At 58.3% G+C, this 25,281-nt stretch carries 26 protein-coding genes; 11 read left to right on the top strand and 15 right to left on the bottom strand.

Annotated elements, in window-relative coordinates:
- Positions 1–33: 33 nt before the first annotated feature.
- From PSH88_RS12370 to PSH88_RS12360, 3 genes are all read right to left on the bottom strand, one after another.
- Entirely contained in the window at positions 34–963 is a 930-nt protein-coding gene (locus tag PSH88_RS12370) for a LysR family transcriptional regulator (protein ID WP_305426443.1), read from the bottom strand.
- Between the two features lie 29 nt (positions 964–992).
- Positions 993–1,967 carry a quinone oxidoreductase family protein gene (locus PSH88_RS12365; RefSeq protein WP_305426442.1) on the bottom strand — a complete coding sequence of 325 codons (975 nt, stop codon included), beginning with the start codon at positions 1,965–1,967 and terminating at the stop codon, positions 993–995.
- A gap of 84 nt (positions 1,968–2,051) precedes the next feature.
- The gene (locus tag PSH88_RS12360) at positions 2,052–3,473 is read right to left on the bottom strand and encodes an MFS transporter (RefSeq protein ID WP_305426441.1); all 1,422 of its coding nucleotides are present in this window, start codon (positions 3,471–3,473) and stop codon (positions 2,052–2,054) included.
- A gap of 128 nt (positions 3,474–3,601) precedes the next feature.
- Here PSH88_RS12360 and PSH88_RS12355 point away from each other — a divergent pair, with 128 nt between their 5' ends.
- The gene (locus PSH88_RS12355) at positions 3,602–4,495 is read left to right on the top strand and encodes a LysR family transcriptional regulator (protein ID WP_305426440.1); all 894 of its coding nucleotides are present in this window, start codon (positions 3,602–3,604) and stop codon (positions 4,493–4,495) included.
- 19 nt (positions 4,496–4,514) lie between these two features.
- On the opposite strand, the gene PSH88_RS12350 is transcribed toward PSH88_RS12355, so the two are convergent.
- Together PSH88_RS12350 and PSH88_RS12345 are read right to left on the bottom strand one after the other, a co-directional pair.
- A complete protein-coding gene (locus tag PSH88_RS12350; RefSeq protein ID WP_305426439.1) occupies positions 4,515–4,691 on the bottom strand; it encodes a DUF1289 domain-containing protein in 177 nt (58 codons plus the stop codon).
- Between the two features lie 3 nt (positions 4,692–4,694).
- Positions 4,695–5,066 (bottom strand): hypothetical protein, encoded by a 372-nt coding sequence (locus tag PSH88_RS12345; protein ID WP_305426438.1) that lies wholly within the window; start codon positions 5,064–5,066, stop codon positions 4,695–4,697.
- Between the two features lie 505 nt (positions 5,067–5,571).
- Between PSH88_RS12345 and katG the strand changes: the two genes are divergently transcribed.
- Complete coding sequence (katG, locus tag PSH88_RS12340) at positions 5,572–7,860, top strand: catalase/peroxidase HPI (RefSeq protein WP_305426437.1); 2,289 nt, start codon at positions 5,572–5,574, stop codon at positions 7,858–7,860.
- A gap of 96 nt (positions 7,861–7,956) precedes the next feature.
- Here katG and PSH88_RS12335 read toward each other — a convergent pair whose 3' ends face one another.
- Positions 7,957–8,574 carry a LysE family translocator gene (locus PSH88_RS12335; protein ID WP_305426436.1) on the bottom strand — a complete coding sequence of 206 codons (618 nt, stop codon included), beginning with the start codon at positions 8,572–8,574 and terminating at the stop codon, positions 7,957–7,959.
- 453 nt (positions 8,575–9,027) lie between these two features.
- Positions 9,028–9,582 carry a TetR/AcrR family transcriptional regulator gene (locus PSH88_RS12330; protein ID WP_305426435.1) on the bottom strand — a complete coding sequence of 185 codons (555 nt, stop codon included), beginning with the start codon at positions 9,580–9,582 and terminating at the stop codon, positions 9,028–9,030.
- A gap of 126 nt (positions 9,583–9,708) precedes the next feature.
- Here PSH88_RS12330 and PSH88_RS12325 point away from each other — a divergent pair, with 126 nt between their 5' ends.
- The 3 genes from PSH88_RS12325 to PSH88_RS12315 all read left to right on the top strand — a co-directional run bounded on the left by PSH88_RS12325 (position 9,709) and on the right by PSH88_RS12315 (position 11,405).
- Entirely contained in the window at positions 9,709–10,377 is a 669-nt protein-coding gene (locus tag PSH88_RS12325; RefSeq protein WP_305426434.1) for a DJ-1/PfpI family protein, read from the top strand.
- Positions 10,378–10,400: 23 nt separating this feature from the next.
- Complete coding sequence (locus PSH88_RS12320; protein ID WP_305426433.1) at positions 10,401–10,931, top strand: DUF2867 domain-containing protein; 531 nt, start codon at positions 10,401–10,403, stop codon at positions 10,929–10,931.
- 240 nt (positions 10,932–11,171) lie between these two features.
- A complete protein-coding gene (locus tag PSH88_RS12315; protein WP_305426432.1) occupies positions 11,172–11,405 on the top strand; it encodes a hypothetical protein in 234 nt (77 codons plus the stop codon).
- Between the two features lie 70 nt (positions 11,406–11,475).
- Here PSH88_RS12315 and PSH88_RS12310 read toward each other — a convergent pair whose 3' ends face one another.
- The gene (locus tag PSH88_RS12310) at positions 11,476–11,850 is read right to left on the bottom strand and encodes a tautomerase family protein (RefSeq protein WP_305426431.1); all 375 of its coding nucleotides are present in this window, start codon (positions 11,848–11,850) and stop codon (positions 11,476–11,478) included.
- 108 nt (positions 11,851–11,958) lie between these two features.
- Between PSH88_RS12310 and PSH88_RS12305 the strand changes: the two genes are divergently transcribed.
- Positions 11,959–12,852, top strand: coding sequence for a LysR substrate-binding domain-containing protein (locus PSH88_RS12305; RefSeq protein WP_305426430.1), 894 nt, complete (start codon positions 11,959–11,961; stop codon positions 12,850–12,852).
- A 6-nt stretch (positions 12,853–12,858) separates the two neighbouring features.
- Here PSH88_RS12305 and PSH88_RS12300 read toward each other — a convergent pair whose 3' ends face one another.
- Complete coding sequence (locus PSH88_RS12300) at positions 12,859–13,752, bottom strand: tyrosinase family protein (protein ID WP_305426429.1); 894 nt, start codon at positions 13,750–13,752, stop codon at positions 12,859–12,861.
- A complete protein-coding gene (locus tag PSH88_RS12295; RefSeq protein ID WP_305426428.1) occupies positions 13,739–14,194 on the bottom strand; it encodes a hypothetical protein in 456 nt (151 codons plus the stop codon). The genes PSH88_RS12300 and PSH88_RS12295 overlap by 14 nt, the downstream gene beginning before the upstream one ends.
- Before the next feature lie 354 nt (positions 14,195–14,548).
- Between PSH88_RS12295 and PSH88_RS12290 the strand changes: the two genes are divergently transcribed.
- The 3 genes from PSH88_RS12290 (at position 14,549) to PSH88_RS12280 (ending at position 17,322) form a co-directional block, all read left to right on the top strand.
- A complete protein-coding gene (locus PSH88_RS12290) occupies positions 14,549–15,598 on the top strand; it encodes a DUF3592 domain-containing protein (RefSeq protein WP_305426427.1) in 1,050 nt (349 codons plus the stop codon).
- A 223-nt stretch (positions 15,599–15,821) separates the two neighbouring features.
- Entirely contained in the window at positions 15,822–16,520 is a 699-nt protein-coding gene (locus tag PSH88_RS12285; RefSeq protein ID WP_305426426.1) for a hypothetical protein, read from the top strand.
- A 226-nt stretch (positions 16,521–16,746) separates the two neighbouring features.
- Entirely contained in the window at positions 16,747–17,322 is a 576-nt protein-coding gene (locus PSH88_RS12280) for a hypothetical protein (protein ID WP_305426425.1), read from the top strand.
- An 89-nt stretch (positions 17,323–17,411) separates the two neighbouring features.
- On the opposite strand, the gene PSH88_RS12275 is transcribed toward PSH88_RS12280, so the two are convergent.
- Positions 17,412–18,779 carry a tetratricopeptide repeat protein gene (locus tag PSH88_RS12275; protein ID WP_305426424.1) on the bottom strand — a complete coding sequence of 456 codons (1,368 nt, stop codon included), beginning with the start codon at positions 18,777–18,779 and terminating at the stop codon, positions 17,412–17,414.
- Positions 18,780–19,184: 405 nt separating this feature from the next.
- Here PSH88_RS12275 and PSH88_RS12270 point away from each other — a divergent pair, with 405 nt between their 5' ends.
- Positions 19,185–19,901: a class I SAM-dependent methyltransferase gene (locus tag PSH88_RS12270; RefSeq protein ID WP_305426423.1), complete on the top strand. Its 717-nt coding sequence runs from the start codon at positions 19,185–19,187 to the stop codon at positions 19,899–19,901.
- A 114-nt stretch (positions 19,902–20,015) separates the two neighbouring features.
- Here PSH88_RS12270 and PSH88_RS12265 read toward each other — a convergent pair whose 3' ends face one another.
- Positions 20,016–20,918, bottom strand: a complete 903-nt coding sequence (locus tag PSH88_RS12265) for a LysR family transcriptional regulator (protein ID WP_305426422.1) — start codon at positions 20,916–20,918, stop codon at positions 20,016–20,018.
- A gap of 92 nt (positions 20,919–21,010) precedes the next feature.
- Between PSH88_RS12265 and PSH88_RS12260 the strand changes: the two genes are divergently transcribed.
- On the top strand, positions 21,011–22,021 hold the full coding sequence (locus PSH88_RS12260) for an aldo/keto reductase (protein WP_305426421.1): 1,011 nt from the start codon (positions 21,011–21,013) through the stop codon (positions 22,019–22,021).
- A gap of 55 nt (positions 22,022–22,076) precedes the next feature.
- Here PSH88_RS12260 and PSH88_RS12255 read toward each other — a convergent pair whose 3' ends face one another.
- The 3 genes from PSH88_RS12255 to PSH88_RS12245 all read right to left on the bottom strand — a co-directional run bounded on the left by PSH88_RS12255 (position 22,077) and on the right by PSH88_RS12245 (position 25,278).
- Positions 22,077–23,672 carry a DHA2 family efflux MFS transporter permease subunit gene (locus PSH88_RS12255; RefSeq protein WP_305426420.1) on the bottom strand — a complete coding sequence of 532 codons (1,596 nt, stop codon included), beginning with the start codon at positions 23,670–23,672 and terminating at the stop codon, positions 22,077–22,079.
- On the bottom strand, positions 23,669–24,766 hold the full coding sequence (locus PSH88_RS12250) for an HlyD family secretion protein (RefSeq protein ID WP_305426419.1): 1,098 nt from the start codon (positions 24,764–24,766) through the stop codon (positions 23,669–23,671). The genes PSH88_RS12255 and PSH88_RS12250 overlap by 4 nt, the downstream gene beginning before the upstream one ends.
- 98 nt (positions 24,767–24,864) lie before the next feature.
- On the bottom strand, positions 24,865–25,278 hold the full coding sequence (locus PSH88_RS12245; RefSeq protein ID WP_305426418.1) for a cupin domain-containing protein: 414 nt from the start codon (positions 25,276–25,278) through the stop codon (positions 24,865–24,867).
- Between the last annotated feature and the right edge of the window lie 3 nt (positions 25,279–25,281).

Raw genomic sequence — 25,281 nt, 5'->3', positions numbered from 1 at the left:
TCGCGAGCAAGCCCGCTCCCACAGGTATTGCGCTTAGATGACTGGCATTTGCCAAGGCGGCCCTTGCGCAAATCTGGCCTCCAGCCATTCCTTGAAAGCCATGAGCGTTGCCGGCGTAAAAGCTGCTGATGCTCGCACCAGATAAATCCCGCCTTGGGCATCCAGATCCCACTCCGGCAGAACGCGCACCATCTGGCCGTTGGCGATTTCACGGCTCATCAGCCACTCGCCGGCGCCCAAAATACCGACGCCGGCCTTGGCCGCGGCGAGCAACGCCTCGCCGTCGTTCGAGGTCAAGGTTCCCCTGGTGATGACCTTCTCCTGCCGATCACCCTTCGACAAGCGCCATTCAGGGAACGCTGCAAGGCCGGTGAAGCCCAGGCAGTTGTGCTCGGTCAGTTCTTTCGGACTGGTCGGTAAGCCGTGCTGTTCTATATAACTCGGTGAAGCGCAGAGAATGCGGCGATGATCGCTGAGCTTCTTCGCGACGAGGCGGTTGTCGTTCAATTCGCCAATACGAATCGCCGCATCAAATCCCTCACCAATAATGTCGACGACGCGATCGCTGTAATCCACCTCGACAGAGACCAGCGGATGAGCCGCCAGAAATTCCGGCAACATCGACGCCAGCCACAGGCGCCCCATCGCGGCGGGAAAAGCCAGGCGCAGGACGCCACGAACCTGCGCCGCGCCCAGTGACGCTTCCTGTTCCGCCTCGATGATCAAACCCGTGGCAGAGCGCAGACGTTCGACGAGACGGTTGCCGGCATCGGTCAACCGCACTTGACGCGTCGTACGCTCCATCAGCCGCACGCCCAAGCGCTTTTCCATGGCCGCCAGACGCTTTGAAATCACCGTCGGATGGCGTTGCAGCAACCGTCCGGCAGCGACGAACGAATGCGCCGAGGCGACCGCAAGGAGTGCTGCAATTTCATCGATGTGGCGGCTGTCCAGTGGGTTCACAAAACACTCTTTTTTCAGGTAACAGACGATCAGGGTTTGAGGACGATCGCACCGCGAGATTGGCCGCCTTCCAGATCGGCATGGGCCTTGGCCACCTCGGCCAAGGCATAGCGGCCCCAGATGCCGGGCTTGATTATGCCCGCCTCGACCGCAGCCAGTACATCATCGGCCCGTTGCCGATATTCGGCGATATCCGTGGTGTGCGCGGCGAGCGAAGGACGGGTCAGGAACAACGAGCCCTTGGCATTGAGCGTGGCCACTTCGACCGCAGTCGGCGCCCCGGAAGAGGCCCCGAAAGACACCATCAACCCCCGTGGTCGCAAGCAGTCGAGTGACGCTTCGAACGACACCCGCCCGATGGGATCGTAGACCACATCGGCTTTCTTGCCGCGGGTGATTTCCGCGACGTCCGCGGCCAGTGTCTGGGCATTGAATACCAGCACCGCATCGCAGCCCAGCGCCTTGGCTGTCTCGACACTCGCGGCCCGGGACACAATGCCGATGACAAAGGCCCCCAAGTGTTTGGCCCACGTCGCCATGATCTGCCCGAGGCCGCCCGCTACGCCATACAGCACCAGGGTGGTGCCGGGGCCGACCGGATACGTCGTCTTCAGCAGGTACTGCGCGGTAATGCCTTTGAACAACACCGCGGCCGCCTCTTCAGCCGTCAACGCGTCGGGAATCGGCACCAGCCGCTCGGCCGGAAACAGCCGCGCACTGGCGTAAGCGCCAACAGGCCCCGTTGCGTACGCCACTCGATCACCCACCTTGACGTTGCTCACCCCCGCGCCGATGGCAGCAACACGGCCCGCGCCTTCAAGGCCCAGACCCGACGGCAATGGCAGCGGTACGGTGCCCTTGCGCTGACTCACATCGAGGAAGTTGACGCCAATCGCCTCCTGCTCCAGCCAGACTTCACCGGGGCCCGGCTCATGCGCCGACACTTGCTCGATGGTCATCACCTCAGGTGCGCCGGTGTGTGCGATACGAACGACAGAAACCATTGCCTGACTCCTTCACTTCAGCGCAGCCCTTCTGCGCCATGTGCAGGAAGTATCGGCATTCGATTTCGCACGAACAATACAGCTTCACTGCAGTTCATTACTGCATGCAGTGCAGCAGTGTGAAACTCGCCGCGCCAGCGCGACAACAAGGGCCAGGACGATCAACACCATGGCGACGGCAAACGTTATCCGCATACCGTTGGCGATGGCGGCGGGAGATGCCGTGGTGATGTTTGCCGTCGCCGATGCAAAGGCGAACACCGCGCCCATGACCGAGGCCCCGGTGATCAGGCCGAGATTGCGCGACAGGCTGAGCATGCCGGCAATCACGCCGCGCTGGTCCGGGCGGATGTCGGTCATGATCGCAGTGTTGTTGGCCGCCTGAAATAACGCGTAGCTGGCCGTGATCACCGCGATGGGCGCCAGGTAACCGAGGATGCCAAGACCCGCCGGCATCATCGATAAAGCACCTGTGCCGAGCGCCATTGCGACGAGCCCGACAAGGGTCATGCGCCGAGTGCCAAAACGGTCCACCAGGCGACCGGCCGGCATACCGGTCAGCGCAGCCACCAACGGGCCGACCGACAAGGCAAGGCCGACAAGCGCCGTACCCAGGCCAAGCGCCCCCGAAAGATAAAACGGCCCGACCACCAGCGTCGCCATCATCACCGTCGAAACGAGCATGCTCATGGCCAGGCTCGCGCTCAGGCCCGGCTCACGGAACAGCGCCAATTTAATCAATGGCGATGCAACTCTGGCCTCCACGACTATGAAAAACCCGGCGCCGAAAACAGCCGTCAGCAGCAGCGCGATATTGAGCAAACCAAAATCACCGTGCCCGATCGTCATGGCTAGCGCATACGCCCCGAGCGTCAACCCCAGTAGCAACGTACCTGCCTTGTCGAAACCCACCCACCGCGCTTTCGCCCGCCGTGCATCCGCCGGCAAATAGCGATACGCGAGCCAGATATTCAGAATACCCAGCGGCACGTTGAGCAGAAAAATCGCCTGCCAGCCAAGGCCCGCGATCAACATCCCACCGAGCGACGGCCCCAGCGTGGTGCCTATCGCCGACATTGTTCCGAGCAATCCCATGGCGCTGCCGGTCTGCGCTTTCGGCACCGTCTCGCCGACAAACGCCACGGTCAGCGCCAGCATGATCGCCGCCCCGAGCCCCTGCACTGCCCGGGCGCCGACCAGCCACCCGAGCGACGGCGCGACACCACAAGCAAGCGATGACAGGGTAAAAATGCCAATGCCCGTCAGCAGCAAGCGCCGACGACCGACGATATCGCCCAGCCGTCCAACGCTGACAATCAGCGTGGTGATCGCCAGCAAATACGCCAGAACAATCCACTGCACTTGCTGAAAGGACGCATCGAACGCCTCAGCCAATGTCGGCAAACCTGCATTGGCAATGCTGGTATCGAGCGAAGGCATCAACATCGACAGCGAAAGGCTCGCGAGCGCCCAGCGGACCGAGCCTGATTGAGTGATGAGTTTCATGGTTGGGCCACATCTGAAAGGTAGATCAGCAGCGTATGCCCGTGCGTGGCATGGCGGAAGACGCACCACTTACACGTGATAGATGCGTTTGACGCCATGTCACCCGCACGCCGTGCTAACGTTGGAACATGATGACGCCCGACCTGAATTTACTGATTACCCTGGATGTGCTGCTCGCTGAAGGCAGCGTCGCACGCGCCGCCCAACGACTGCGCCTGAGCCCGTCAGCCATGAGCCGGGCGCTGGCGCGCTTGCGCGAAACGACGGGCGACCCGCTGCTGGTCCGGGCCGGACGCGGGCTGGTGCCGACGCCCCGAGCGCTGGAACTGCGCGAACAGGTCAGTCGATTGGTGCAAGATGCCGGCGCCGTTTTGCGCCCCGCCGAACAGCTCGACCTCAAGCAACTGGTCCGGACATTCACGTTGCGCACCAGCGACGGTTTCGTCGAAAACTTCGGCCCGGCGCTGATTGCCCGCGTCAGTGAGCAAGCACCCGGCGTGCGCTTGCACTTTGTGCAGAAGCTGAACAAGGACAGCGCCGCGCTTCGCGACGGTTCCGTCGACCTGGAAACCGGTGTGGTCGGCGGCACGACGAGCCCGGAAGTGCGCACCCGTGCATTGTTCGAGGATCGTTTCATCGGCGTCGTGCGCACGGGGCATCCGCTGAGTCAGGGTGAGGTCACTGCCTCCCGTTATGCCGCTGGCAGGCATATCCTGGTCTCGCGACGCGGGCTCGATAAAGGGCCGATGGATGAGGCCCTGGAAGTGCTGGGACTGGAGCGCGAGATCACCACCCTCATCGGCGGCTTTTCGGCGGCGCTGGCGCTGGCTCGCGCCTCGGACCTGATCGCCACCGTGCCCGCCCGACACACCCGAAACCTGCGCGCCGGCCTGCACAGTTTTGACCTTCCGTTCGACCTGGCACCGATCACCATTTCGATGCTCTGGCATCCACGAATGGATGCCGACTCAGCGCATCGATGGCTACGTGATTGTGTTCGAGAGGTTTGTGCGCAGCCCTAGCGTTTCACACCTGGCGGATTCATTTTTTCTGAAGCCCCTTCAACCGCAAACTCGCCCGCTGCACCGCCGCCATTTTTTCCGGACGCTTCATGCGTTTCCATTTTCTGATGTCGTCCTTGGTGCGGCCACAACTGACACACAGCTCACCGCTCAGTTGGCAAATGGCAATACACGGATTTTCGATATCCTTGGCCACGCTTCAACCCCGTGTGGAGCGCTTGGGCGCCAGGCGTTGCTGCCAGTTGCCGGCATTGGCGCGCTGACATTGCTCTTCAGAATCAAACTGCACATGGGCCGCTACCGGGCTGACGAGAACGTCCGCTTCACTTAACGCCACGGCCGTCAGTTCGACCATGCGCTCGCCCTGCCCGCTCGCCAGCGCCTGATCCTTGTTGGCCTGCGTATCGAAGACCCAGATAACCCGCAGGCTGGCAGGAAAGACTGCGTAATCGACTTCGTGGGTCAGCCAGCAGAACCCGACTATTTGCGCTTTGGCGGTTTCACACGCCTCGGTCAGTGTGGCGATCAGGCGACGTTCGATGTGGGCCTGATCGCGTTTGCTTAAAGACATCGGGTATGGGTCCTTGGGTGGGCGTCGATGGGAGGGCCTCATCATACGATACCGGCTGGCGAAGAACGGTGGAGCAGACATGAATTCGGGCTGATCCGAGATTTGCTGCGTCTGTGCTGCCGTCTTCGCGGGCAAGCCACGCTCCCACAGGTTTTGTGTTGGAGCTGCCGAAGACTGCGATCTTTTGATCGGCTCCATCTCGACGGGCCAGATAAAAGAAAATGCCTATCACCCCCCAATACTCCACCTATTAGCTGACTGCTTTATAGGCGTCTAACCTTATTGAAGCGCTGGCGTAAGCTGGCCGGTTGAGACTTGATAAAAGATACGAATGAGTCAGAAGCGTACTAGGCTTGCCGTGGGCCACCGTGCTGGCAACTCGATTGCTGCTCTCCAGACTTCCCGTGTGACCCCGACGATCAATTGATCGAACTGCTGGCCCTGCAGCCTATGTCATTGATTTCGCTCGTCGCTATTGCGCGCCCACCCCGGGCCGGATAGCCGGATGAATACGACCAAAGGTAGCGCACACATGGCAAATGAATCGAAATGCCCGTTCAATCACGCCGCCGCAGGCGGTGGCACGACGAACCGCGATTGGTGGCCGAACCAACTGAACCTGAAGATCCTGCACCAGAATTCGCGGCTGTCCGACCCCATGGACGAGGGCTACAACTACGCCGAAGCGTTCAAAAAACTGGACTTTCAGGCGCTCAAGCAAGACCTGCATGCACTGATGACCGATTCGCAAGACTGGTGGCCGGCAGACTTCGGTCACTATGGGCCGCTGTTTATTCGCATGTCCTGGCACGCCGCCGGCACGTACCGCGTCGGTGACGGTCGTGGCGGTGCCGGCTCCGGTCAGCAGCGCTTCGCGCCACTCAACAGTTGGCCGGACAACGTCAGCCTCGACAAGGCGCGCCGGCTGCTTTGGCCGATCAAGCAAAAGTATGGTCGCAACATCTCCTGGGCCGACCTGATCGTGCTCACCGGCAACGTCGCGCTGGAGTCCATGGGCTTCAAGACCTTCGGCTTTTCCGGTGGCCGGCCAGACGTTTGGGAACCGGATGAGTCCGTCTACTGGGGCTCGGAAAACAAGTGGCTGGGCGGCGACACCCGCTACGACAAAGACAAAAAAAAATCCATGCAAGAACCCGGCGAAGGCCCACTCGTTGCGGAGCCGGGGGAAAATGAGGACAGCCGCACCGAGGGAGGACGCAACCTGGAAAACCCGCTCGCCGCGGTGCAAATGGGCCTGATCTACGTCAACCCGGAAGGCCCTGAAGGCAACCCGGACCCGGTCGCTGCGGCGGTGGACATCCGCGAGACCTTCGGGCGCATGGCGATGAATGACGAAGAAACCGTGGCACTGATCGCCGGCGGCCACGCCTTCGGCAAGACCCACGGCGCCGGCCCTGCCGACAACGTCGGTGCCGAGCCCGAAGCCGCGGGCCTCGAAGCTCAGGGCTTGGGATGGAAGAGCACCTTCGGCAGCGGCAAGGGCGGCGACACCATCACCAGCGGCCTGGAAGTGACCTGGACCACCACGCCCACCAAATGGAGCAATAACTACCTGGAAAACCTGTTCGGCTTCGAGTGGGAACTGACCAAGAGCCCGGCGGGTGCCAACCAGTGGACGGCGAAAGGCGGTGCTGGTGCGGGCATTATTCCGGATGCTCATGATCCGTCGAAACGGCGTAACCCGACCATGCTGACCACGGACCTGTCTCTGCGTTTCGATCCGATCTATGAGCCGATCTCGCGGCGCTTCCTGGCGAACCCCGATCAGTTGGCCGACGCATTCGCCCGCGCCTGGTTCAAGCTGCTCCACCGCGACATGGGCCCCCTCTCCCGCTACCTCGGTCCGGAAATGCCCAATGAAGAACTCCTGTGGCAAGACCCCATTCCGGAGGTCGACCATGCCTTGGTCAACGACAGCGACATCGCCGCACTCAAAGGCAAACTCCAGTCCTGCGGCCTGTCGGTCTCGCAACTGGTGTCGACTGCCTGGGCGGCAGCCTCCACCTTCCGCGGCTCCGACAAACGCGGCGGCGCCAACGGCGGACGCCTGCGTCTGGCCCCACAGAAGTTCTGGCAGGCCAACCAGCCTGAGCAACTGGCGAGCGTACTGGCGAAACTCGAGAGCATTCAGAACGAATTCAACAACTCAGGGAAGAAAATATCGCTGGCAGACCTGATCGTGCTGGCCGGTTGTGCTGGTGTCGAACAGGCGGCAAAAAATGCCGGCCAGACCGTGACGGTGCCTTTCACGCCGGGACGGATGGATGCCTCGCAAGAACAAACGGACGTTGAATCCTTCGGGTTTCTCGAACCCGCCGCCGATGGCTTCCGTAACTACCTCAAATCCCGCTACAGCGTACCGGCTGAGGCATTGCTGATCGACAAGGCGCAACTGCTGACACTCACCGCACCAGAAATGACCGTGCTCATTGGCGGCTTGCGCGTGTTGAACACCAACGTCGGACAAACCCAGCACGGCGTCTTCACCAAACAGCCGGAAGCGTTGACCAACGACTTCTTCAAAAACCTGCTTGATATGAGCGTGGAATGGAAACCGGTGTCCGAGGCCAATGAAGAGTTCGAAGGCCGCGATCGGAAAACCGGCGACCTTAAATGGACGGGTACCCGTGTTGATCTGGTGTTTGGCTCGAATTCGCAGTTGAGGGCATTGGCTGAGGTCTATGCCTGCGACGATGCGAAGGAGAAGTTTGTGAAAGACTTCGTTGCGGCTTGGGTCAAGGTGATGAATCTGGATCGGTTTGATTTGAGATGATCTAAGCAATATTGCTGAAAACCCGCAACGCCTCCCTGTGCGGAGGCGTTGTGGTTTTTGCTGATCTATCGCCAGGCTAGATACCCAATCGTGGACTTACTGAACCAGCTGCCGAATCCCCAGAGACAAAATCAAACCGCCGCACAGCCGATCAATGGCTTTTTTCCTCCGGCGATACGCTGAAGCGATCTCAGGTTGCGAAAGAGCGATTGCAACCACTCCATACCAAGTCATCGAAACCACCACTACGACGGCCAGCATCGACAAAAACGTGCCTGGTGAAACATGGGTGGGGGCTGCCGCTGAGAAAATAGCGGCATAGAAGGCCATGGATTTAGGGTTGCCAATGTTCGTAACGACCCCCTGAATGAATGACTGCCTAAAGTTTCCGATGACAGCATTATCACTGGGGGCAAGCGCGCTCTTCCCGGCCTTGAGCAGCAGTTGGAATCCAAACCACATCAGATAGGCTGCCCCCAGAACCTTTACGATCAGCGCCGCCCAGGGGAACGCAGCAAATACAACGCCGATACCTGCGATTGCACAGGTGGCCCAGAATAAATTGACCAATACGATGCCTGCTACCAAGGCCAAAGCTTCTGACCGCGTAGCAGCCACCGCTTTGTGAACTACTGCAACGAAATTTGGCCCTGGAATAACGACACCGGCCAGGTAAACCAAAAAGACTGTCAAAACGGCGGGACCATCGATCATCTGCATTCCTTGCGAGTGTTGTGGCTAGGGACGGCCTTTCATATCAAGGCCTCCCGCGGACTCAACGTACAACGAAATAATAATTCGATACAGGGCTTTTCGGCGTAGTTGTATTTTTACGCCAGGGGCAGTCATTTCAGGCTCGGGCAATTTTAATCTTCAAAACGGAAAAGCCCCACCCACCTAAAAATGGGACGGGGCTTTTTGCTGTGCAACTCGCTGGAATATGAGCACCTCACCTCTCCTTACACCGGAGAAATCGTGGCAAGCGCACCAATCAAAATGGTCAACACCAGAAATCCACCCAGGAAAAATGCCATCTTGCCCATGGGGCCTCCTACGTTATGAGTTTGCGGTGCAGTGGCTACTGCAACTGCTGACCGTGCCGTCATTGTGAGCCCGAGGCTGATTCCATTACAGATGCAGATAGCGCGAAAAAATACGGATCAGCCCTTAGGCCCGCCACGGTGGAAGCGCCCCTTCGAAAAGTGAGAAGGCTCGTTGCAGGAAACTGTTGAAGCGAGCGGCATCACGCCGCAGCCCTGCCTGTTGACCACCAATCAGGCACAGATGGGCCACCTGACCAATCACCTCTGCTTGGCCTGGCATATGAACCAAGCGGCGGCACGTGCGTATCGCGAAGTCCAGTCGTCTTGTGTCAACACGCTGCTGAAACTCGCCTACCAACGGATCGTGCAGCGACCAGGCTCGGATGGAAACTTCCCGCCCAGGTTGTTTTTCAGCGGCAATACTCAAGTAGCGTTTCAAGGTTTCGCCCGCGCTACGACCCTGCGCCGCATAAGCGAGCATGCGCTCCGTGTAGTCTTCTTCCCAAGCGGCCAGCAAGGTGCGGACAAAGTCTTCGCGATTGCGGAAATGGTGATAGAACGATCCGCGGGTCACATTCAATCGGCGCGATAGACTCTCGACCGAAACGCCAACATGCCCTATTTGGTCGAGGGCCTCAAAACCAGCCGCGATCCAATGGTTACGAGTTAGTTTTCTCACCCGTTATTTCGCTCCATGTTTAGCGCCATACAGACTGTGTATGGTGCGCAACCGATTGATACGCTGCGAACACCAGCAAAGATGGCCGTTGCGTTTTGCACGCCAGCACTTTTCATGGAGCTCGCCTTGAAGAAAATCGTTCTGGTTGCTTTCGACCAATTCACTGATATCGACCTATTCCTGATGTGGGACATTTTAGGCCGCAACACTGAGGACTGGCACGTCCGAGTATTGGGTTCCAGCGCTATCGTGCGATCGGCGCACGGCCTGCCTGTTTCGGTGCACGGACCGCTTTGCGAGGCCAATAGTGCCGACGCGGTATTGTTCGTCAGCGGCAAGGAAGGGATACCCGCTGCACTTGCCGCCCCGGATTTCCTGCCGTCGTTTGAACTTGACTCCAGACGCCAGCGAATCGGCTCCATATGCGCCGGAGCTTTCATTCTCGAACGGCTTGGGCTGCTCAGCGGCCAAGCAACTACACACCCGGATGCACGATCGAGCTTGCAAGCTCTGGGACTTGAGCCCATGGACCAGCCTCTTGTATGCCAGGGGAACGTTGCAACCGCTGGCGGATGCCTTTCGGCGCTCTATCTGGTGGGATGGTTGGTTGAATCCTGGTTCGATGTCGACAAGCGCCGTGCAACGTTGCTCCCTGTTTTGCCAGCTGGGCAGCAAGAGCTCTATGATGCCTTGATCGGGTTCAGTATCCGACAAGCACTTACAGGGCGACAAGGAACGTTATACGACAAACCATCGCAACAAGAAACGCGACATGGCATGTCGTCTAATTGGTAGTTAGAACTCAGGAGAGATCCCCGATGCCCCAAGAATTTGAGCTCATTATGTCCGTGCCAGTCCCCTCGAGGTCCGGCATCACCCACCTTTATAAGTCGATGAACCTGGCGGACGCTTTTGCGATTCGGCTCCCTGCGGGCACATCCAGCAATCCAGATTTGCTAGCTCGATTCATCCTTTCCCACCAGCCATCCTGGATCGGATGGCTCATGAAAGTCCGAGACACTATCGTTGCCTGTTTTGGTCTCAAGACAGCCAAACATTTGGCAACACTTGCTAACCGGATTGAAATCTTCAAGGTCTACAGCTCGAACCAGACTGAAATCGTGTTGGGAGAGGACGACAAGCACCTGGACTTCCGGATATCGATCCTGTGTTCTGGAGAGGCAGAGCCAGAAGGCAGTCGCCAACTCGTTTTTTCAACCGTGGTCCACTGCCACAACCGTCTAGGCCGGGCCTACATCTTCGTTATTGCCCCATTTCACCGCTTGGTTGTTAAGGCCAGCCTTCTCCGTGCAGCGCGCGTCGGTTGGCCTCTGGCTACCTGCCCCTGAGGCTGAGAGCGCTGTGTGCCCCCCTGAGGTCTAACCTTTCCATCGAAAGGCTGTTCTGGCAAGCCTGGCCAAATCTCTCATGTCAAACGTCAGGCCTCTAAGATTCATTCTCTATCAGCCGATATGGACCCTCTGCTAGGCTAGCCGTCAGAGTTAAAGGGCCACAGGGAGAAGGCAGGATGCTCACATTCGTTTCTCCGACTACCACGAGTCGAAGGAAATATGGTTTTGGAAGGTCATATGAAAACTGTTAAAGGGATATTGTTCGTCATCCTTATCGTTGCCTTGGCCGTCGGGGCGTTTAATTTGATATTCGTGGCAGTGTCTAGCTACTTTGGGCCGTTCTACGAAGGTGATGCGGACCAAAGTCGAAATTTTGCCATTTGGCTTTTTGGTAATGCAGGGGTTGGGTTGCTTTCGGTTGTTATGGGTGTTGTTTTGTATCGGCGATATCTGCGCAGGGCACCTGTTTGAATGAACAACTTCGGCACCAATGGTGGTGAGCGACCGGTGCCCCTCGTGCTGTTGCCCAGCAGATAGAAAACTAGTTACCCCGCCCTCCACCAAACGACCATTCATCTGCCGCGGTAGTGGTAATCACCACCATGACGTCCTCAGAGTCGATGCCTGGCGCTCGACTCAGTCTCTCGACCAGGTTGCGATAGAAACGCTGTTTCGTCTCGGTATCCCGGGGGCGACCGGCAGTAATCGCGATTAGCACAAAGTCATGGCTGCGCGGACCGCCCAGGTAGCCGGGATCAAATACCAGTTCGCCCACTTCATGTTGATGAATGACCTGGAACCGGTCGGCCATCGGCACTTCGAAGCTTTCTACCAACGCCTCGTGCAGCCCCTGTGAGAGGGCCTGTAAATACTCGGCAGACTTTCCCCGGTGCAATGAAATACGTGCAAACGGCATAACGCTCTACTCCTGAAAAACCCACTGACAGGCGAAAACTATCAAGTCGCGATAATTCCGAATATCCGATTTAATGGCGACCATAGTCCTGAATGAGTGGATGATTCGATGCGCCGTCCGACCTTCGATCTTGATGTGCTGCGTACTTTCGTGACCGGTGTGGAATTCAACAGCTTTGCCAAAGCGGCGGACCGGCTCAATCGCTCGACGTCTGCCGTGAGCGCACAACTCAAGAAGCTTGAGGAACAGATAGGCACGCCAGTGCTGGCCAAATCCGGTCGAGGGCTGGTGTTGACGCCGGTGGGTGAGTCCCTGCTCAGCCATGCCCGCCAACTGCTTGAAATGAACGACAGCATTTTCCAGGCCCTGCACGAAAGCCAGACCGCCGCAACGGTACGCCTTGGGCTTCAGGAAGACTTTGGCGAACACTTTCTCAGCGACATTCTGCGACGCTACGTCAAGATGTACCCGAGGGTGAGCCTCGAAGTCAGGATCGCGCGTAATACCGAATTGCTTGCGTTGATCGACAGCGGTGGCCTGGACCTGGCCCTGACTTGGGACACAGGGCACATGTCCCCCTATGCCACGCGCCTGGGTGAAACACAGATGCACTGGATCGGCTCTCGTGATACGCAACCGCTCAACTGCTCTGTAGATTCTCCCCTGCCATTGATCCTGTTCGACGCCCCTTGCGTGTTGCGCAGCGCGGCAACCCAGGCACTGGATGAGGCGCGGATTCCCTGGCGAATCGCGCTGACCAGCCCCAGCGTGGGTGGAATCTGGGCGGCCGTTGCCGCCGGTTTGGGCCTCACGTTGCGAACCCGCATTGGGCTGCCAGGACATCTCGCCGTCATTGCTGGCCTACCCACGCTGCCGACCCTCGGCTATGTGCTTTACCGTGGGGCAGAATACCTGGCGCCTGCCACCCGACAACTGGCTGCGTTGATACAAACCAGTCTGGAAGAGCAGGCGTTCGGTATCACTGCAGGCGCCTCCGTTTGATGCTGTCTAAAGCAGGTCGCCCAAGGTGTCGTACTTGTAGTACTGGCTGTAATTCAGCACATCTCGGGGTGTGACCTTTTCCGGGAAAGGGCTGTACATCGGGTCATCAATCCGATGGAACTTCAGCGTATCCGGGGCATTTCCCGCTGGTACGTAGGCTGCGGCGGGATGTTTGGCTTGCCATGCCGCCCAGAGCCGGTCGACATTGCAATGATGTAGAAAGAACACTGGGTCGTTCGGCGAGGACGACAATCCCATGTCACCACCGACCCACACATGGACATTGTTATGAATGCGTTCTTCGCCTGCCCATCCCTCGATGCTGTTGCGCGCACCACCGGTGGACGCCGCCGCGTTGTAGGGCGCTTTGTCATACACCGGGTTTTCATGGATGACCTTGCGCACATTGGCTCGGCTGGGCAGCGACCCACCTCTTCCCAGATAACGCACCAGGGGACGGTTTACCCCGTCCAGTTCCATGGTGCGGCCATTACCTGTCAATCGCACCCGCCACTTCCCCTTCACGAATTGTCCAAGGTATTCATCCGACCAGATGAGTGAAATCCTCGGGTCCGGAAGTTCCGCGTCAGTGTTCCAGTCCCAGTACGGGATTCGAAAGTTGGGGTCGCTTATCGCCTTGCGAATCAAGGTTTCCAACCGCACGAGGAAGTAGCGATGCCACGGCAAGAATGATGGCCCGCCATGCGCAGCGTTCCTGGCCATCTGCCCGGCAGGCGTTGAAATCATCATGGCCCGGTGGTGCCAGGCCACGAAGGAGTCATAAATCGAGAGGTTGGCCTGCCCGGGCCAAGGATTCTGCACGGGGTCCTTGAGCCGCTTTACCCCTTCGACGTATTTCTTGAGCGCCGGGAGATCATTGACCGCATTAGACCTGATCATGATGTGCTCCGTGGGCATGGTGGTCGGGCTGCTCTGCCCCGTCGCCATCGCCCTTGATGAAGGATTCTGGATAGGCATCGATCACCGCGGTCATCAAGTCGAGAGCCGATCCGTAGGTGACGAACGGGGTGGCGTGCGTATGGACCTGGCCCGCATCGTCCACAAACAGATGTGCCTGGACCGGGACTCCATCAACCTCCACCTGGTAGGTGGTGACGATCCGGACAACATGCCCCTTGTGGTTAATCTCGCGAACAGTCCTGGCCTCATGTCCTGCATGCGGGTCCACGTACTCAGGGAACTGCTCCTTGATCCACGCAGGGTGCGTTTTGTCAGGGTCGGTGATGGATATCTCTGCGAGAGCCCCTATGTCAGGCGGGCTCAACAGCACATTGGGTTTTGTGCCCGTTGGTTCGGGGCTGGAGACATTTTTCCGTGTCATGATTCCTCCTGGAGTGTGCCCTCGGACGATTGCCCGGATTGGCTGGAGGAAGTGTAGTTGGCGGGCAGGCATGCCGTTGAACCCATCCGCCGGGCGGACTCGCTGTGGATTCAGGCTCATGATTCACTTTTACAGACGCATTCCCATCTCGAAGGCACGAGTCTCAAACCCGAACTCTGTGTACATACGCGCGGCATGTGCATTGAACGGCCAGGAGCGGAAGCGCGGGAAGTTGCATTGCATTTGAGTATCTACGGACTAACCTCAGTGCATCATTACACCGCACGCAGGGGGACTTGCCGCCAAGGTGTCATACCCCAATTGACCTCCATTTCACGTTGGCCAAGGAGCCTTATGAAGACCTTCATGCTCTTGCTAAGGACGGCCCTGTTCGTTGTTTTATTTTCCTTTGGCTTGCTCTGTCTTCTCGTGTCTCTTTCCTCGTACAAGGAGGTGGACGAGACGAAGACTTGGCAGAAGTTGAATGCCACTGTCGCCACTGTCTCCATTTCTGAGGAGATGCGCAGTAAGGGTATGACCTATTGCCCTCTGGTTAACGTGACCTTTGAGTTGAACGGACAGCAATACACTTATCCGCTCGAAATATCGCAGCGGCCCTGCAAAACCAGCCTGGAGTCGGTCGAAAGATCAGTTGCAACATTCAGGGAAGGAAAAGTGATCGAAGTTCTTGTCGACCCTGCAAAGCCGGGTAGAGTGAAGCCAGGTACTTACTCACTAGGTGGGGGGTTTTACCTCGGCGTTTTCTTGGGCACGCTAGCCTTTATCGGGGCCGTAGCTGTCCTGGTGTTTCCTGCTAAGAAATCTGTCAAGTTGACGCAAGGAGAAAGCATTTCACATTCAACTTCGAGCAAGAAAGAAGTTCAGCAAAAAGTTCGCGAGCTACTCGCCGCCGGCACTGCAAAGTCGGAAGTGTTTTCACAACTCTCAGGACGGGGTGTAAAAGACAGTCATCTTGCCTACTTTATAGCCTCGTATGCAGATCCAATTCGTTGTGACGAGCACGATCGCAAGGTCAATATTCTCATCACGATAATGCTCGCCCAGGCTTTGATTGCATTCTTTCTGGGATTGGATATCGGCGCCAGGATGGGGCCAACGGCCAAATGGGTTATGGGTGTTTCAATGACCTTGATTCCCTTGTTTTTGGTATGGGGCTTCTACAACCATCGCGTCGGCGCCTACAACGCGTACATACTCCTTTCGCTTCTCCAATTCCCAAGATCACTTGAGGGGTTTACATCGAGTCCGGCAACAACCACTATCGCATTAGTTATAAGTATCGTTATCCTGGCTTTTGTTTGGTACGTCCGAGGAAAAATCTTTCCAGACTTCGTCTTCGTCCATCCCAGGAAAATCAAAGGCAAGTACTTCTTTTCAGGCTGACCCATCATGCCGCCGGGCCTGCCCGAACGGCTGTCCAGGCCTATGAGGTCAATCGTTAGCGAAGACTGCTTCGGGTCGATTTCAGCCGGTTCCGGCAGGCAGCTATTGGCCGGAAGCTGCCTATTGCCGTAATAGCAATCGCGGCCAGCGCCCCTGATTCCCTTCAGAATTTCCTGCCACTGACGACAACCTACGCACATTCCCTTGGCGTCGTGAGTTACTCATGAAGAAGATTGCTGTCCTGATGTTTGCCGTTCTTTTCCTTGCCGGATGTGCCAACCAGAAATTCAAGCCCGAATACCGTACCCAGATCCATACCGTGAAAGTTCTCCCGGTTGCATGGCAACCCAAACAGATGACTTACATGGGCCGTGAGCAGGCATGGGGCGCGGCATTGGGCGCAGGTGTCGGCGCTGGCGTAGGGATGGCGGCAGGTGCATCGAACCTGACCAAGGCTGCTTTGGGTGGGGTCGGATTTGCCGCAGGTCTGAAGGCAGGCGACTTGGCGTCGATGTCGACGGTTGATGCGATTCTTTACAACATGGAGACGGCGGATATCAACCTGGGCGAGTTGGTCAAAAAGAGTTTCGAGGAGCAACTGACCGCCACCGGCCGTTACAAGATCGTGGGTGAAAACGAACCAGCCGATGCGCAGATCGAGTTGACCGTCCTGGCCTGGGGTTTCGCGCTAACGCAAGGCTTCAGCAGTGTGGTGTACCCGACGATTACCGTGAGCGGTGTCATGAAACGCGGCGAGGAACTTATCTGGCAGCGCAATGAGCCGATCACCGCATTCAACGGCGCCAACACCTATGGCTACACGCCGTTGCGCTATCGCACCGAACCGGAGTTACTGCGTACTGCGTTGGCGGGCGTTTCGCAAATCGTAGATGGCTATCTGGTCAAAGACTTGAACGAGTGATCACCGGTCTGATTGCATCCATGTTCAAGCGCTATATCGCCAGGCAGCTAATCAGCAGAGGCGGCAGGTGTCGACTGTCCGCTCCTGGCCGATTGCTGCCTGCCATAAAAATGCGCCTGTGCCTTCGCTTGCTCGAAGCTGATGGGCGATGAGTTCCCTAATCCGCTCAAATACTTGCTGGCTTGCGATGCGGTATCCCAGGCAACTCGTTAAACAAGGAAGAATAATGCGCTCGTCGTCATTTCTGTCGTATCTCAAGCTCCCGGCCGTTCTGCTGATTGCCGGTCTCACAACTGCTTGTTCCAACTACCACTACAAGGATTACCAAGGCGATTGGGCGCCGGACTCGATGACGCCATATGACCTGTCCAATAACGCGGCCGATGCGCCGGTGGTGTATTTCGCCACCACCCGCTTTCGCGGGTTGGGCGTGCAATTCCATCGACTGTTGCTGGCCACGCATGTGGACGACCAACTGCTAGAGGGTGCCGGGCGGCGCTCGATCCTCGACGTTTCCGGCAAGCAGGCGCTGCGCTTGACACCGGGCAAGCACTCGCTGAGCTGGTGCTGGGCATCGATGAATGCCTTGGGTACCGGTGGCGCCAAGTGCGGCTTCGGTGCTCGCGATGTGGAGTTCCGCACAGGCCAGCGCTATGTCGTGGATTTCTCCACTCGCGACGACATCAGTGGACCTCCGGGGCGTGAAGTCTCGACCATTACTATCGAGTCCGAGATTCGAAATCTGGATACCCATGAAGTGATCTATCCGCTGAGAGATGTTGCGAAGATGGAGAAGGAATAACGATTGCGACGATCACAGTCACGAACTGAGTTGGGCGGTGATCGAAAGCTGCGTGGCGAAGGAGGACAGCTTCCGACCCGAAGCGGTCATCAGTAAGCGTCGTCCTGTAGTGGACGGTATCCCGCAGGCAGCGACTGTAATTGACCAGCGCGCATTTTCCAGGCGCGGTTGATCGGGCTCTCAGGCTTTAATGCAAGGCGCTCGGCAACCAGTGCCTCGGCAAGTGCGCGATTGCCAAGGCGAATAGCTGCTTCGGTCAGCGTCCATGAGAAGACATCACGCTGCGCGTGACTACCGCCGAAGCGGTTAGCTTTGGCGCGTAGCGGCATCAACGAAGCTATAGCTTGGGCGTAATCCCCACGACCAAACGCCACCAACCCTTCGCACGCTGGCACACCAATCTCTCTACTCATCATGGCTTTGGTACCACTGCCAGCAGCGGCCCGCTTCAGGGCATCCAACTGCTGAGCTTGTGCGCGACTGTTTCCAGTACCCACGAATGACATCATCGCGTTCACGTCGTTAAAGGCGTAGAAGCCGTCTTCACAACGGGACTCCCATTTTTTGGCCAGTCCTTTCCACCGATCTCCAACGTCATGACCGAGCAGGGAGAGTCTCCAGAGCAGCGCTGATCCATCAAGTAGCTCAAGCGCCTGACCAAATCCACCCGCTGAAATGTCCTCATCAAAGAGACGAAGCGCGCCAGCCACGTCATTTGCCTCAAGGAGGAATAGCGCTTTGTGCCACCACAAATGGAAGGCAAACATGCTATTGGGAGCCCAGGCATTGGCGCTGGATGAAAGGTACTTAGCCCCCTCTTCGCTACGGCCCTGCATTTCCATGACATGAGTGACGGCATGTACTGCCCAACCATCCTGCGGGTTCAAGGCAACAGCCTCGCGACCCTGCTCTTCGGCCTGCCGGTAATCACCTGCCTCTTCCAGGCCAAAGGCATACATCCCTTTCACAAAGCCAAAGCCAGGAACGTCGTTATCCCAGCGCGACATCACACGAGCCACGCGATCACGTAGCATGTGCGAGTAACCTAGATAGAAGTCGCCCAAATGGGCGTATTGCAGTGCCAGCAGATCGCGGGGGTGCTCGATCGAAACACGCCCCCAGATTTCGATTGCCCGCTCCCAGTCGCCGTCGAACCAAGCGCGTACTGCATGGATATGCTGCCGCTCGCGATCATTCGCTTTCGGTGCCAACTGCTCTGCCACGTCCAAGCTCTTGAACAGCTCTGAGTCAAACGCTTTGTCGGTCGCAGTCGCAATCGCGCCAGCACGAAAGGCGTAGGCTAGCGCAAAATCCGGGTGCTCCGCGATAATTTTGTCAGCCGCAGCCAGAGGATCGGCCTGGTAGGCATGCAGCAAGTCGCAAGCTCTATCCAGAGCATCGATTGCCTCCTGCGAGCCATAGGAAACAGGATTGCCACGCTTGTCGCGTTTGCTCATGGCTTCCTCCTGACCACGCCCTAAGGGCATAAATGATCGAGATGTGAAGATCGCTCTCGATTGTCTCCCCGAATTTGGCTCAGAGACACTTTTCCGACGAAACGTGAATGGCTGCTTCTGGCCGATTTCTGCCTGTCACGACTGACCGAAATCGGCCAAACCCACTTCATATTGGGAGCATTCGCCATAACGCTCGTCCCAGTATCGCCTTCATGAACGACTGTTGCCTGTTGTGAGGGCCGCCATCGCCCCGAAACTGACTGTCGCTACAAAGCGGAATCAGTCTGAATAGGCGAGAGATTGTTTGAGCCGTACATTCCTTATGGGAATGCAGTATATAAAATTAATGAATTTTTATTATGACTGTGTATGGCATAGCGTGATGTGAGGACATGGAGAACCGCCTTGAATTCATCCCCTCTCAACGCTGCTGAAAAATTTGATACCTCTCGAGCCAATGAGTACGGACGACAGAGCCGTATCGCACTAGCCGGATATGACGCCTGCCACGACCTGACTGCATGCATGCTGGCGGCAAGCCTCGGCAATTCAAGCTCGACAAAAATACTGGTGGTTGGCGCTGGCGGTACTGCACAGGAAATTATTGCTATGGCCAAACTTGAGCCGGGTTGGCGCTTCACTGCTGTTGACCCATCCGGGCCGATGCTGGAGGCAGCGAAGCAGCAGTTAGAGGCAAACAATTTGCTTGAAAGGACGGCCATGCATCTTGGGCATGTTGAAGACCTGGCAGCAGACGAGCCATACGACGCAGCCACTTTGATCGGGGTACTCCATCATCTCGATGGCGATGATACCAAGCGGGAAATTTTAAGATCCATTCGAGCTCATCTAAAGCCGGGGGCGCCGTTGATTGTCGCGGGGAATCAATATGCTTATGCCAGCCAGCCGTTACTGCTTGCTGCCTGGGGGCAACGGTGGCGGCAGCATGGAGCCAACTCGGATGAAGTGAAGGCCAAGCTTGGGAAAATCCTTCAAGGCGCCGACCCACCACATTCCGAGGCGGCGGTTCAAAAACTGTTGCATGACGCCGGATTCGGAGGCGCTACTCGTTTCTTCAGCAGCCTGTTCTGGAGTGCCTGGTTGACGTGTAAAACGGGTTGAATCTGGAAGCGGGTGGCTGCTTCTGGCCGATTGCTGTTCGACCCGAAGGGCTGCTTTCGACTGTGGATTCAACCCGGAGCAGTCATCGAGACTGCCGGTCGCGATGGTTCTGAATCAGGTTCGCAAGTCACCCGCTCTGATGAATTCGATCAGCGCGTTCAAGGCCGGGGGCACATGGCGCCGGCTGGGGTAATAAAGAAAGAATCGGCTTGGCGGTGCTTTCCATTCCTGGAGTATTTCTCTGAGATGCCCGTGGCGGATTTCGTCGCGCGCCAGCGCTTCGTAGACATAGGCAATCCCAGCACCATCTTTCGCCGCCTGGATCATCAGCGCATCGTCTTCCAGAATGAGCGGGCCTGTGACGGATAACCGTATCGGTTGACCACCTGCTTGATACTCCCAAGCGTAAAGTTTTCCACTTGGAAAACGCCTGGCAATGCACGCATGCTCGAGCAAGTCGCGGGGGGCGTGCGCGATCCCCTTTTCGGCCAGATAGGCATCCGCAGCAACGGTCACGAACGATTGAGGGGCGCCGACAGGGACTGCGATCATGTCGCCGGCCAGGCTTTCACCAAAGCGGACTCCAGCGTCAAATCCGCCGTTCACGATATCGGTCAATCCATCGTCGGTGATCAGGTCCAACTGAATACGTGGATACCTGGCCACGAAGGGCGCGAGCACTTTCGCCAACACGATACGAGCCGCGGGGCGCGCCACGTTGAGGCGGAGTTTGCCTGCGGGCACTTCCTGCATCGAAGTCAATTGCGCCAACACATCGGCAACCTGATGCAGGGTCGGGACCAGCGTCGCCAATAACTGTTGGCCTGCCTCGGTCGGCGTCACGCTACGAGTGGTTCGGTTCAGCAACCTGATACCCAGGCGTGCCTCCAACGCTCGCATCGCGTGACTCAACGCGGAAGCCGAAACGCCACGTTCGTCGGCGGCCTTGCGAAAGCTGCGATGGCGAGCGACGGCGGCAAAGGCATCGAGTTCAGAGAGATCGGGGTGATTACTCATGAATTTTGTTCAGTAGTTCAAATACGATTACCCATCTTATCGCCATCAGATCTCTCCCGGATACTTCTCACATCATTTGTGGAGAGGTCGCTATGCAAAAGAATCGTCTTGGATCATCGGATTTTCTGATTTCGCCTATTGGCCTGGGGACGTGGGCAATCGCTGGCACAGGTTGGGAGTACAGTTGGGGAGCGCAGGATGACAAAGACAGCCTGGGCGCACTTGAGTATGCCGTCGAACGCGGCGTGAACTGGATTGATACTGCTGCGGTTTATGGCTTGGGCCATGCGGAGCAATTGGTGGGGCAATTGCTGCGTCGGGTGCCGGTCTCGCGGCGTCCTTTGGTGTTCACCAAAGGCAGCCTGGTCTGGGACCCGGTCACGAAGGAGATTTCGCACTCCTTGGCCCCCCAATCGTTGCTCGCCGAGATCGACGCAAGCTTGCGCAGGCTCCAAGTCGAGACCATCGATCTGTATCAGATCCACTGGCCTGCCTTTCCTGCCGACGCAAGCAGTGAAGGTATTGAAATGGCGCTTTCGGCTTTGGCAGCCGCGCGCGATCAAGGAAAAATTCGCGCTATCGGCGTATCGAATTTCGATGTCGCTCAACTCAAGCGGGCGCAGGCGGTGACAGAGATCGTTTCGCTCCAGCCGCCGTATTCCGCCTTGATGCGGGACATCGAGAAAGACGTCCTGCCATTCTGTGAGCAGGCCGGGTTGGGTGTCCTTGCCTATTCCACACTTCAATCGGGGCTACTGTCCGGCAGCATGACGCGCGAACGCATCTCGCAACTGCCCGAAGACGATTGGCGCAAGGCCCGAAGTGCTGATTTCCAGGAGCCCCGTTTGAGTGCGAACCTGACTTTGGTTGACGTTATGGCACGCATTGGAGAAAGGCACGGGGTGAGTGCTGCGGCGGTCGCTATCGCCTGGGTACTTCGCCAACCGGTAGTGACGGGCGCCATTGTCGGAGCCCGCCGCCCAGCACAAGTCGACGGTCTGATAGCAGCCTCGGCGTTGCGCCTTAGCGCTGCGGAAATCGACGAAATTCGACCGTTCCTGCCGTCGGGCATGGGAACAAATGTTCCTGGCGCCGCCGCCTGACACCCTGGGTGGTCCGAGTGCTCTCCTCCCTGCCATCGCTGGCAGGTGGGCTGCCTCACGCTACTGCTCGCGAAGCACGCACTTTCTCGTATCGCGCGAATCCGATCTTGATGCCGACCAGAATGGGGGCAGCGATTACAAACAGCAGGGCCACGGCGATGAACGCGGTGTCGAAGGCAATCACCGTGGACTGACTTGTCACCAACCGGCCCAGAAGGCTCGTCGCTGCCCGGCCAGCGGCCACTGCCTCCATTCCTTTCGCGCTCAGCATGGCTGTCGTGGTCGTCATTCGTTCGATGACCGCGGCCCCGCCAGGGGTGACATTGGCGCCGAGGACCGCGGCATTGGTGACGACGTTATGGTCAATCAGGGTCTGGAGCCCTGCGACACCGATAAGGCCACCTAACTGGCGACCCGTATTGAAAAGGCCTATTCCACTCGCGAGGTTTCGGCTGTTGAGGTGGCTGAAGGCGATCAGCGTGATCGATAGAAACAGGAAGCCAAGGCCCAACCCGCGCAACAGGATAGCCGCCATCATGTCGTCCGCGCCGCTTTCGCTGGTCGAACCGGACAGCATCCACATCGCAACCATGATCATCAGGATTCCAAAGGGCACGGTGGCGAACGGCGCAACGCGGCGGGCCTGCATGAGCCAGGCCGATATGAGCAGCGCGCCGACAAAAAACGCGCCACTGGGCAACAGCAGCTGACCGGCATCGGTAGGCGTGAACCCGAGGACCGACAGGGCGAACGCCGGAATCAGGAACGCGCTGCCGAACAAGGCGGCGCCGGCGACAAAACTGACGATAAAGGCGAAGGAAAAATCGCTCGTTTTGAACAGGGTGAAGTCGAGCAGCCCCTGCCCTTTGGCCAACACTTGTTGGCCGAGAAGTGCCAGCAGAGCGGCGGCGCCAATCACGGTTAGCCACAGGATGCGAGGCTCCTCGAACCAGTCCCATCGGCTGCCCTGACTGAGAACGTAGGTGAAACACAACAGGGTGGCAGAGATCAGCGAGAAGCCGATCCAGTCAAACGGACGGTGCCGGACCTTGGCGGGCATTGGGCCGTCTGCGATCAGCACCAGTCCGCTAGCCGCCAAGGCAATCGGCACAACGCTGAAGAAGATCCATGTCCAGGATTGGCTATCGATCAACCACCCTTGAAGCGCCGGGGCGAGCGTCGCGGGCGCGACAACGGAACCCATGGCAAACAGGGCCTGGAGGATTGGCTGATAAGACCGCGGAAAAGCGCGAAAGATGATCGCCTGCCCCCCGACCAGCAGGGTGCCGCCGGCGAAGCCCTGAATCACCCGAAGTGCAACCAACAGATCCAGCCGAGCGGTGATGGCGGCAATGCCGCACGCCAGGCCCATGACCAAGGTTGAGCTGATCACCACATGACGCGGATTAAAACGCTTCAGCAGCCAAGGGGCAGCCATGAACCCGATCAGCTTGAACGCGATGTAGCCGACATCCAACCAGGCAAACTCATCTGGCGTTGCATAGGTGTCGCCGATGATGTCGCTGCGTCCGAGCGCCAGAACGGTGCTGGCGATCGCTTCCGTCAGCGTGGCAAGCACGATGCCCGCCATGAGCAGAACACCGGTCGTAACGCTGGCGTTGCTGCGCGTGGCCCTGGCAACCGTGTTCATGAGCCCTCCCCTTGCGCAACCTCGACCCGCGCGGACAGGCCAGGGACGATACGACCCGGCAGCGGGTTATGGGCAAGGCGGATCTTTACCGGAACCCGCTGCACAACACGCACAAAGTTCCCTGTCGCGTTGTCTGTGGGGAGCAAGCTGAACGCCGACCCGCTACCCGGCGCAAAGCTGTCGACCACGCCTTCAAGTGCCCCGTCGGGATAGCCGTCGACCGTGATGCGCACGCGCTGACCGGGGCGGATATGTTCGAGCTGGGTTTCCTTGAAGTTCGCCACGACCCACACATCATTGACCGGCACGATATCGAGCAACGAAACACCCGGCGTAACGAACCGGCCGACGCGGACCTGACGGTTACCGATAACGCCATCAACAGGCGCGCGTACCACGGTGCTGTCGAGATCGATCTGGGCCAGATCGCGCGCGGCCTGCGCCTGCGCCACAGCAGCAACGGCAGCTTCTCGCTGGGCCACAAGGACGGTGATGCGTTGCTGTTGAGCCTCGACCGTTGCCGAAGCGGCCGATACCGTCGCCTCGGCTCTGGAGCGTGCCGTGCCGGTTTCATCGACGAGGGCCTGGCTGACCGCGTTGCTGACGATAAGTTTTTGGCTGCGATCATGGGTCTTGGTCGCCAGATTCATCTCGGCGGAGGCCGAGCGTCGCTGGGCTTCGGCCTGTCGAATCAGGGCACGCTGAAGCTGGGTTTCGGCATCGACGTGGGTCAGGCGCGCCTCGGCAGCGCTGACATTGGCCACTGCCTGCGCGAGCCGTGCGCGATAGTCCCGATCATCAATCCGGAACAGGACGTCACCCGCCCGAACGGTCTGGTTGTCCTCCACTTCTACCGCCGTGACATAGCCGGCAACTTTGGCAGCGAGCGAGGTGAGGTCGCCGCGCACATAAGCGTTATCAGTGGAGGTCGAACCGCTCGAAAACGCCATGGCCCATCCGCCAACCAAGACCACCACGGCACCGATGCACAACAGGATGCCGATCATCTTTCTCTTGCTTTGCCGCGCCACCACGACAGGGATCTCGACGCTTGCGCCGGTGGCAATGGCGGCCTTGTCCTGAAGCGAGTTCATGTTCTTGTTTCCTGTTCAATGCCAAGGATCCGCAGCAGCCACAGGACGGCAGTGACCTGCCGCCCGGCTGTCGAGCGTCGATGAGCACGTTGATCGGCTCACTTTTTAATAGGTGTAACGAGCTCCTTTTCGTTGCTGTCGAGGACGAACACCGCCAGCAGGCGTGCGGGTTTCGTGTCGCTGGCGTTGGCGCTGACTTCGTGCACGGAGCCCGGCTCCTCTACGAAGTTTTCGCCGACGTTGTAGATCTTTTCCGGCTCGCCTTTGACTTTGATGCGAAACGAGCCCTCCAGGACCGTGGCATAAATGAAGGCCGTTTTCGGATGGGTGTGGGACGGCGACGCGGCGCCCGGCCCGTACTCGACCAGCACGCCCTTCATGCTCTTGCCGGGGAGGTTGGGAATGGGCCGGTCGAATACGACCGACACTTTGCCTGCGGGCGGTTCGGCGGCCGACGCTGCGCTGATCGACAGCGCTGCGAAGGCAGCGGCCAAGAGATATCGGGTAAACATGGC

Source organism: Pseudomonas wuhanensis (assembly GCF_030687395.1).
Taxonomy (GTDB): domain Bacteria; phylum Pseudomonadota; class Gammaproteobacteria; order Pseudomonadales; family Pseudomonadaceae; genus Aquipseudomonas; species Aquipseudomonas wuhanensis.
Note: the sequence above shows the minus strand (reverse complement) of the source record. Positions and strands in the feature narration are given on the sequence as shown.

Coding starts and splice junctions, on each gene's coding strand:
- PSH88_RS12365 (WP_305426442.1), bottom strand. CDS start 1,967: ATGGTTTCTGTCGTTCGTATCGCACACACCGGCGCACCTGAGGTGATG.
- PSH88_RS12360 (WP_305426441.1), bottom strand. CDS start 3,473: ATGAAACTCATCACTCAATCAGGCTCGGTCCGCTGGGCGCTCGCGAGC.
- PSH88_RS12355 (WP_305426440.1), top strand. CDS start 3,602: ATGATGACGCCCGACCTGAATTTACTGATTACCCTGGATGTGCTGCTC.
- PSH88_RS12345 (WP_305426438.1), bottom strand. CDS start 5,066: ATGTCTTTAAGCAAACGCGATCAGGCCCACATCGAACGTCGCCTGATC.
- katG (WP_305426437.1), top strand. CDS start 5,572: ATGAATACGACCAAAGGTAGCGCACACATGGCAAATGAATCGAAATGC.
- PSH88_RS12335 (WP_305426436.1), bottom strand. CDS start 8,574: ATGATCGATGGTCCCGCCGTTTTGACAGTCTTTTTGGTTTACCTGGCC.
- PSH88_RS12320 (WP_305426433.1), top strand. CDS start 10,401: ATGCCCCAAGAATTTGAGCTCATTATGTCCGTGCCAGTCCCCTCGAGG.
- PSH88_RS12315 (WP_305426432.1), top strand. CDS start 11,172: ATGAAAACTGTTAAAGGGATATTGTTCGTCATCCTTATCGTTGCCTTG.
- PSH88_RS12310 (WP_305426431.1), bottom strand. CDS start 11,850: ATGCCGTTTGCACGTATTTCATTGCACCGGGGAAAGTCTGCCGAGTAT.
- PSH88_RS12305 (WP_305426430.1), top strand. CDS start 11,959: ATGCGCCGTCCGACCTTCGATCTTGATGTGCTGCGTACTTTCGTGACC.
- PSH88_RS12300 (WP_305426429.1), bottom strand. CDS start 13,752: ATGATCAGGTCTAATGCGGTCAATGATCTCCCGGCGCTCAAGAAATAC.
- PSH88_RS12295 (WP_305426428.1), bottom strand. CDS start 14,194: ATGACACGGAAAAATGTCTCCAGCCCCGAACCAACGGGCACAAAACCC.
- PSH88_RS12290 (WP_305426427.1), top strand. CDS start 14,549: ATGAAGACCTTCATGCTCTTGCTAAGGACGGCCCTGTTCGTTGTTTTA.
- PSH88_RS12285 (WP_305426426.1), top strand. CDS start 15,822: ATGAAGAAGATTGCTGTCCTGATGTTTGCCGTTCTTTTCCTTGCCGGA.
- PSH88_RS12280 (WP_305426425.1), top strand. CDS start 16,747: ATGCGCTCGTCGTCATTTCTGTCGTATCTCAAGCTCCCGGCCGTTCTG.
- PSH88_RS12275 (WP_305426424.1), bottom strand. CDS start 18,779: ATGAGCAAACGCGACAAGCGTGGCAATCCTGTTTCCTATGGCTCGCAG.
- PSH88_RS12265 (WP_305426422.1), bottom strand. CDS start 20,918: ATGAGTAATCACCCCGATCTCTCTGAACTCGATGCCTTTGCCGCCGTC.
- PSH88_RS12260 (WP_305426421.1), top strand. CDS start 21,011: ATGCAAAAGAATCGTCTTGGATCATCGGATTTTCTGATTTCGCCTATT.
- PSH88_RS12255 (WP_305426420.1), bottom strand. CDS start 23,672: ATGAACACGGTTGCCAGGGCCACGCGCAGCAACGCCAGCGTTACGACC.
- PSH88_RS12250 (WP_305426419.1), bottom strand. CDS start 24,766: ATGAACTCGCTTCAGGACAAGGCCGCCATTGCCACCGGCGCAAGCGTC.
- PSH88_RS12245 (WP_305426418.1), bottom strand. CDS start 25,278: ATGTTTACCCGATATCTCTTGGCCGCTGCCTTCGCAGCGCTGTCGATC.